Below are 5,793 nucleotides of genomic sequence, written 5' to 3'. Positions count from 1 at the left end.
GCGACGCGGCGGCAGCTGGGCGAGGATCGCCCGGCCGGGTGCACCTCGGGTGACGGGATGCCGTGCGCCCGGCCGCTGCGCCACGGCGGTGACCGAGTGCCGCGGCTCGACGCTGGTGAGCGTGACGCACTCGTCGTGGTCGAGCACGACGAGGAAGCACGTCATGCCGAGATCGTTCGCCGCCGCGGTCAGCTCGGGCAGGGCTTCCGCCTGCAGGTCGGCGGCGACGCCCGCGGCCAGCGCGGCGAGGCCGGTTCCCAGGCGCACCGCGCCCGCGGCATCCCTCGTCACGAGCCCGTGGTCCTCGAGGGTGCGCAGCAGCCGATACGCGACCGAGCGGTGCAGGCCGACGCGGCCGGCCAGATCGTCGATCGACAGGGGAGCCCGTGCATCGGCGAGTTCTTCGAGCAACCGGATGCCACGGCTCAACGTCTGCGATGCGGGGGGCGCGTCTTGCCGTGCGGGCATGGGCGAGCTAGCCTCTCGTTCGATAGAAGAACGGTGTGTTCGAATATAGAACAGAACGCCGGGGATTCGCCAGCACCGCACCGTCGCGGTGACCCGACATCGACGTCAGGAGAACCATGCAGTTCCACCACCACGGTTACGTCTCCGGCGACCCGCGCATTCAGCCCGCCGCGGGCGCGGGCATCGACCGGCCGACCGAGCTGCCCGACGAAGTGGACGTGCTCATCGTCGGGTCCGGACCCGCCGGCATGCTCCTGGCGGCGCAGATGTCGCAGTTCCCGCAGGTCACGACGCGCCTCATCGAGAAGCGCGACGGACGCCTCGTGCTCGGACAGGCCGATGGCATCCAGCCCCGTAGCGTCGAGACGTTCCAGGCCTTCGGTTTTGCGGACCGCATCACCGCGGAGGCCTACAACATCGGCTGGATGAACTTCTGGGCGCCCGACCCGGACGCTCCCGACCGCATTGTGCGGACGACCCGCACCGAGGACTACGCCCTCAAGATCAGCGAGTTCCCGCACCTCATCGTGAACCAGGCGCGCGTGCTCGACTACTTCGCGGAGGCGGCCGCGCACGGACCGGCGCGCATCGTGCCGGACTACGGCGTGGAGTTCCTGGGGCTCACGGTCGGCGATGACGACGTCGAGGTGCGCGTGCGCACGATCGAGGGTGAGCGCACGATCCGCGCGAAATATCTCGTCGGCTGTGACGGGGCCCGGAGCGGCGTGCGACACGCGATCGGGCGCACGCACGTCGGCGCCGCGGCGCAACACGCGTGGGGCGTGATGGACGTGCTGGTCGAGACGGACTTCCCCGACTGGCGCATCAAGTGCGCGATCACCGCCGCCGCCGGCGCCATCCTGCACATCCCCCGCGAGGGCGGGTACCTCAGCCGGATGTACATCGACCTCGGCGAGGTCGCCGCCGACGACGACCACCGCGTCCGACAGACGCCGATCGAGGAGATCATCCGCCGCGCAAACCGGATCCTGCACCCGTACTCGATCGACGTGAAGCAGGTCGCCTGGCACAGCGTCTACGAGGTGGGGCACTGCGTGACCGACCAGTTCGTCGACGACCTCCACAACCCCCGCGTCTTCCTCACCGGCGACGCCTGCCACACGCACAGCGCCAAGGCCGGGCAGGGCATGAACGTCTCGATGCAGGACGGCTTCAACCTCGGCTGGAAGCTCGGCCATGTGCTCACGGGCCTCGCTCCCGCCGAACTGCTGCGGACGTACGACGACGAACGGCGTCCGGTCGCCCAGCAGCTGATCGACTTCGACCGCGAGTGGTCCTCGCTCATGGCGCGCAAGCCCGGCGAGATCACCGACCCCGACGAGCTGTCGACCTACTACCTCGCCACCGCCGAGTTCCCCTCGGGGTTCATGACGCAGTACGGCCCGTCGCGGATCGTCGCCGCGGACGCGGCGCAGGACCTGGCATCCGGGTTCCCGATCGGCAAACGGTTCCACAGCGTCGAGGTCGTCCGCGTGTGCGACGGCAACGCCGTTCACCTCGGTCATCACGCAAAAGCGGACGGCCGGTGGCGGATCTACGCCTTCGCGGATGCCGGCGGCTCGGCGCTCCGCGCGTGGGCCGACGCCGCGCGGGGGATCGTCGAGCGCTTCACTCCCGCCGACGCCGACCTCGACGCGGTGTTCGACGTCAAGGTCGTCTACCCCGGGCGGTGGGAGGACGTGGCCGACGTCCCGGCCCTGTTCCGGCCGCGCTCGGGCCCGCTCGGACTCACCGATCACGAGAAGGTGTTCGCCGCGGCCCCCTCGGCCTGGACGAGCGCCGACATCTTCGCCGAGCGCGGCATCGGCGCCGACGGCGCGGTGGTCGTCGTCCGGCCCGACCAGTACGTCGCGCACGTGCTGCCGCTGTCGCAGCCGGAGGCGTTGGAGCGCTTCCTCGCCGGCGCGCTGCGCTCCCCGGTCCCGGCGTGACGGTCGCCCCGGCGGCGAGTCGGCATCCGTGGTCGGCGCCGCTCGCGGCATAAACGCTCCTGCTCTGCAGAAACGCCCTGACACGGCGTTTCTGCCGAGAGAGGGCGTTTATGCGAAGGCGACGGCGGAGCGGATGCCACGGCCCTGGACGCCGCGGCGACGGGGAGCGCCCAGTTGTACGCAACGTATATCGGCGCGGCTCGGCGGGCTGGCCAGAATGAGCGGGGAGACCCGCACCGACCCAGGAGGACCCATGACCGATTCGCGCGAGAGCGAACTGCTGGCATCCGTGCCCACCGGCTTGCTGATCAACGGCGAGTGGCGCGCGGCGGAGGGCGGCAAGACCGTGAAGGTCAGCGACCCCGCGACCGGCGAGGTCATCCGCGAGATCGCCGACGCCTCGGTGGCCGACGGCGTGGCCGCGATGGATGCCGCAGCGGACGCGTTCCCGTCCTGGGCGGCGACCCCCGCGCGGGAGCGGGCCGAGATCCTCCGTCGCGCGTTCGACCTGCTGCAGGAGCGCAAGGAGGACGTCGCCCTGCTGATGACCCTCGAGATGGGCAAGCCCCTCGCCGAGGCGCGCGGCGAGGTCGGCTACGGCGGCGAGTTCCTGCGCTGGTTCAGCGAGGTCACCGCCCACACCCAGGGGCGCTACGGCGCGAACCCCGAGGGCACCGGTCGCGTGATCGTGACGCAGCACCCGGTCGGGCCCTGCTACCTCATCACCCCGTGGAACTTCCCGCTGGCGATGGCGACCCGCAAGATCGCGCCCGCGCTCGCCGCCGGCTGCACCGTCGTGATCAAGCCCGCGACGCTCACGCCCCTCACGACGCTGTTCTTCGCGCAGATCCTCCAGGACGCCGGCGTCCCCGCGGGCGTCGTCAACGTCGTGACCACGACGAGCACCGGCCCCGTCTCGGAGCGCATCATCTCCGACCCGCGCCTGCGCAAGCTCTCGTTCACCGGCTCCACGCCGGTCGGCGTGAAGCTGCTGCAGCAGGCCGCCCCCGGCGTTCTGCGCACGTCGATGGAGCTCGGCGGCAACGCCCCGTTCGTCGTGTTCGACGACGCCGACCTCGACAAGGCGGTCGACGGCGCGATGCTCGCGAAGTTCCGCAACATCGGCCAGGCGTGCACCGCGGCCAACCGCTTCATCGTGCAGCGCTCGGTGGTCGAGGAGTTCACGCGCCGCGTCACCGAGCGCGTGCAGGGCATGAAGATCGGCCGCGGCACCGAGGAGGGCGTGCAGATCGGACCCCTGATCGACGACCGCGCGGTCGACAAGGCCAAGACCCTCGTCGGGGATGCCGTCGAGCGCGGCGCCACGATCACGACCGGCGGTTCGCCCGTCGACGGACCCGGCACGTTCTTCGAGCCCACCGTCGTGTCGGACGTGCAGCCGGGCAGCGAGATCCTCCGCGAGGAGATCTTCGGACCGGTGCTCGCGATCGTCCCCTTCGACACCGAGGACGACGCCGTGCGCATCGCCAACGACACCGAGTACGGCCTCGTGTCCTACGTCTTCACCGAGTCGCTCGCGCGCGGACAGCGCATGATCGAGCGCCTCGAGACCGGGATGATGGGCCTGAACGTCGGCGTCGTCTCCAACGCCGCAGCTCCGTTCGGCGGATGGAAGCAGTCCGGCCTCGGCCGCGAGGGCGGCGACGAGGGCATCCACGAGTACCTGCAGACGAAGTACACGCTCACGGCGAACCCCTACGCCTGACACCCCCGGATGCCACGGCCCCGCGCTCTCCCGAGCGTCGGTGCCGCGGCATCCGCCGTCTCCTCGCGTGAGGGGTCAATATGTGTCGCCTGGGGACCCCAGAAGCGACGAACATTGACCCCTCACGCGCCCCTACCGGGCGTCGGACGGGGACGCGTGCCGGTCGAGGAACGCGAAGACCTCGGCGTCGTCGACGCCGGGGAACATGCCGCGGGGGAGCGGCGAGAACATGTGTCGGTGCACGCGGGCGCTCGGCCAGGCCTTGCCCTGCCAGCGCTGCGCGGCCTCCGAGTCGGGGCGACGGCAGCACGACTCGTCGGGGCAGCGCGAGATGCCGCGGGTCGTCGTCTCGCGGCCGCGGAACCATCGGGCGTCGTCGAAAGGGACCCCGACGGTGATGGAGAAGTCGCCGTCCGAGGTCGTGCCCGTCTGGGTCGAGCACCAGAACGTCCCCGCGGGCGTGTCGGTGTACTGGTAGTGCTCGGTGGTGCGGTTGTGCTCGGCGAACGCGGCGCGGGCCGAGAACTTCTTGCACACGATCTGCCCCTCGACCGACCCCGTGACATCCGTCGGCAGCGGGAGTCCGTCGTTCTCGTAGACCCGTGAGATCGCTCCGTCCCCGTCGACCCGGAGGAAGTGCTGACGGATGCCGAGATGCGTCGTCATGAGGTTCGTCATGCGCATCGCGGCGGCCTCGTGCGTCACGCCGAACGCGTCGCGGAAGTCCTCGACGGCGAGGTTGCGGTCCTTCTTCGCCTGCGCGAGGAACGCGACGGAGTTCGTCTCGGGCATGAGGCAGCACGCCGCGTAGTAGTTGATCTCGAGGCGCTGCTGCAGGAAGTCGGCGTAGTCGGTGGGCGGGCGATGGCCGAGCAGACGGTGCGCCATCGCTTGCAGTGCCATCGAGCGCAGGCCGTGTCCGCCGGGGATGGATGCCGGGGGCAGGTAGATGCGTCCGTTCTCGAGGTCGGTGACCGACCGGGCCGAGTGGGGGAGGTCCGCGACGTAGATCAGCTCGAAGCCCAGCTGCTCCGCCATGACGCTCACCGTGCGGTGGGTCAGGGCGCCCGAGGTGTGTCCGGCGGCGCGGAGCTGCTTCTCGGCGAGCTTCTCGATGTCGGGGAGGTGGTTGTCGAGCGCGCGCATGCGCAGACGCAGTTCGGTGTTGGCACGCCGCGCTTCCTCGGGGCTCGCGATCGTCTCGCGCTCGCGGCGCTGCAGCTCGCGATGCAGCCCCAGCACGGCCTCGATCGTCTCGTCGCTCGTGCCCTTGGTGACCCGGATCGGGGGGATGCCGAGCTGTCGGAAGAACGGGCTCGATTGCGCCCGCTCGAGTTCGATCTCGAGCGCCGCGCGGCGGTTCGGCGGCTCGGTCGACAGCAGCTCGGTGACTTCGGTCTCGGTGGCGCGGGCGATCTCCTGCAGAAGCGACAGCTTCGGTTCGCGCTTGCCGTTCTCGATCAGGCTGAGTTGACTGCCGGCGACCCCGACGAGGGCCCCGAGCTCGTCCAGCGTGTATCCGCGCGCCAGGCGGTGGTGGCGGATCCGGTGTCCCAGCGTGGTGAGTTCGAGCGACGAGGCCATTCCTTGACGATACCGAAAGATCCGCGTTTCTTGCGCCGGAAATCTCTCGAAAGTCACGTCTGA

4 protein-coding genes are annotated in these 5,793 nt (G+C 70.4%); 2 read left to right on the top strand and 2 right to left on the bottom strand.

What is annotated here, in order from left to right:
• Positions 1-468 (bottom strand): IclR family transcriptional regulator (locus AVW09_RS02105; protein ID WP_063256449.1); only part of this gene is annotated, 468 nt, incomplete at its 3' end.
• 116 nt (positions 469-584) lie between these two features.
• Between AVW09_RS02105 and AVW09_RS02100 the strand changes: the two genes are divergently transcribed.
• Positions 585-2,420 carry an FAD-dependent monooxygenase gene (locus AVW09_RS02100; RefSeq protein WP_063256448.1) on the top strand — a complete coding sequence of 612 codons (1,836 nt, stop codon included), beginning with the start codon at positions 585-587 and terminating at the stop codon, positions 2,418-2,420.
• A 253-nt stretch (positions 2,421-2,673) separates the two neighbouring features.
• Positions 2,674-4,146, top strand: a complete 1,473-nt coding sequence (locus AVW09_RS02095; RefSeq protein WP_063256447.1) for an NAD-dependent succinate-semialdehyde dehydrogenase — start codon at positions 2,674-2,676, stop codon at positions 4,144-4,146.
• A 132-nt stretch (positions 4,147-4,278) separates the two neighbouring features.
• On the opposite strand, the gene AVW09_RS02090 is transcribed toward AVW09_RS02095, so the two are convergent.
• Positions 4,279-5,730: an XRE family transcriptional regulator gene (locus tag AVW09_RS02090; protein WP_063256446.1), complete on the bottom strand. Its 1,452-nt coding sequence runs from the start codon at positions 5,728-5,730 to the stop codon at positions 4,279-4,281.
• Positions 5,731-5,793 lie beyond the last annotated feature (63 nt).

This window comes from Microbacterium sp. T32 (assembly GCF_001619615.1).
In the GTDB taxonomy this organism is placed as follows: Bacteria; Actinomycetota; Actinomycetes; order Actinomycetales; family Microbacteriaceae; genus Microbacterium.
This window is presented reverse-complemented; position numbering and strand designations above follow the sequence as displayed.

Bases quoted from the DNA above. Each gene is read 5' to 3' on its own strand.
- AVW09_RS02100 (WP_063256448.1), top strand. From the start codon at position 585: ATGCAGTTCCACCACCACGGTTACGTCTCCGGCGACCCGCGCATTCAG.
- AVW09_RS02095 (WP_063256447.1), top strand. From the start codon at position 2,674: ATGACCGATTCGCGCGAGAGCGAACTGCTGGCATCCGTGCCCACCGGC.
- AVW09_RS02090 (WP_063256446.1), bottom strand. From the start codon at position 5,730: ATGGCCTCGTCGCTCGAACTCACCACGCTGGGACACCGGATCCGCCAC.